At 57.0% G+C, this 1,931-nt stretch carries 1 protein-coding gene and 1 pseudogene; both read left to right on the plus strand.

Annotated features, from left to right (window positions below; genetic code table 11):
* Positions 1-83: 83 nt before the first annotated feature.
* Positions 84-1,796 carry a succinate dehydrogenase flavoprotein subunit gene (sdhA, locus tag ACIOZM_RS20150; protein WP_401216547.1) on the plus strand — a complete coding sequence of 571 codons (1,713 nt, stop codon included), beginning with the start codon at positions 84-86 and terminating at the stop codon, positions 1,794-1,796.
* A gap of 11 nt (positions 1,797-1,807) precedes the next feature.
* Positions 1,808-1,931, plus strand: a pseudogene (gene sdhB / locus ACIOZM_RS20155) (succinate dehydrogenase iron-sulfur subunit); the annotation flags it as partial.

Here is a 1,931-nt window from a genome sequence, read left to right on the forward strand (position 1 = left end):
AAATAAACTGCGAAAACAGAGAAATGCCAAACAATCAAAACAATTAAAAAAAACCAATCAATAAAGATCTAGAATCTCACGGCATGCGCGCTGCGCTGCAACTGGCACAGGGCGGTCACAAGACTGCCGTGATCACCAAGGTTTTCCCAACCCGTTCGCACACTGTATCCGCCCAGGGCGGCATCACCTGTGCCATCGCTTCCGCCGATCCTAACGATGACTGGCGCTGGCACATGTACGATACCGTCAAGGGTTCCGACTACATCGGTGACCAGGACGCTATCGAATACATGTGTCAGGAAGGCCCGGCTGCCGTTTACGAGCTGGACCACATGGGTATGCCGTTCTCGCGTACCGAACAGGGCCGTATCTACCAGCGTCCATTCGGCGGTCAGTCGAAGGATTACGGTAAAGGCGGGCAGGCTGCACGTACTTGCGCCGCATCCGACCGTACCGGTCACGCGCTGCTGCACACCCTTTATCAGGGCAACCTGAAAGCCGGTACCGTGTTCCTGAACGAGTACTACGCTGTCGATCTGGTGAAAAACCAGGACGGCGCGTTCGTCGGTGTGATTGCAATCTGCATCGAAACCGGCGAAACCACCTACATCCGCGCCAAGGCCACCGTATTGGCTACCGGCGGTGCAGGTCGTATCTACGCTTCCACCACCAACGCCCTGATCAACACCGGTGACGGCGTCGGCATGGCTCTGCGTGCTGGCGTACCGGTACAAGACATTGAAATGTGGCAGTTCCACCCGACCGGCATCGCCGGTGCCGGTGTACTGGTTACAGAAGGTTGCCGTGGTGAAGGTGGATACCTGATCAACAAGCACGGCGAGCGTTTCATGGAGCGTTATGCTCCGAACGCCAAAGACCTTGCCGGTCGTGACGTGGTTGCCCGTTCGATGGTTAAAGAAATCATCGCCGGCAACGGTTGCGGTCCGAATGGCGACCACGTAATGCTCAAACTCGACCACCTGGGCGAGGAAGTGCTGCACAGCCGTCTGCCAGGCATCTGCGAACTGTCGAAGACATTTGCACACGTTGACCCGGTTGTTGCTCCGGTTCCGGTTGTTCCGACTTGCCACTATATGATGGGCGGTGTTCCGACCAACATTCATGGTCAGGCGATCACCCAGAACGCTGAAGGCGTGGACGAGATCATTCATGGTCTGTTCGCAGTAGGCGAAGTGGCTTGCGTATCGGTTCACGGTGCCAACCGTCTGGGCGGCAACTCGCTGCTCGACCTGGTGGTATTCGGCCGCGCTGCCGGCCTGCACCTGGAAAAAGCACTGACCGACGGCATCGAATACGACGACGCTACCGAAGCCGACATCGACGCTGCTCTGTCGCGTTTGAACGCGCTGAACAGCCGTACCGACGGTGAAGACGTGGCAACCCTGCGTCGCGAGCTGCAAAGCTGCATGCAGAACTACTTCGGTGTATTCCGTACTGGCGAATACATGCAGAAGGGTATTGCCCAGCTGGCCGACCTGCGTACGCGCATCGCCAACGTCAAGATCAACGATAAGTCGCAGGCGTTCAACACCGCGCGTATCGAAGCTCTGGAACTGCAAAACCTGCTGGAAGTGGCTGAAGCTACCGCCATCGCCGCCGAAGTTCGTAAAGAGTCCCGCGGTGCTCACGCCCGTGAAGACTTCGAAGATCGTGACGACGAAAACTGGCTGTGCCACACCCTGTACTTCCCGGGTGACAAGCGCGTCACCAAGCGTGCCGTGAACTTCTCGCCGAAGACTGTTCCGACTTTTGAACCTAAGATTCGGACTTATTAAGGGTGGCCGCCATGTTGCAAGTCAGCGTTTATCGTTACAACCCTGATCAGGACGCCGCGCCGATCATGCAGGAATTCCAGCTCGATACCTGTGGTAAAGACCAGATGGTGCTCGACGTACTGGCCCAGATCAAAC

Origin of the sequence: Pseudomonas sp. NPDC087346 (assembly GCF_044744235.1) — a bacterium.
Lineage (GTDB): Bacteria > Pseudomonadota > Gammaproteobacteria > Pseudomonadales > Pseudomonadaceae > Aquipseudomonas.

Coding starts and splice junctions, on each gene's coding strand:
- sdhA (WP_401216547.1), top strand. CDS start 84: ATGCGCGCTGCGCTGCAACTGGCACAGGGCGGTCACAAGACTGCCGTG.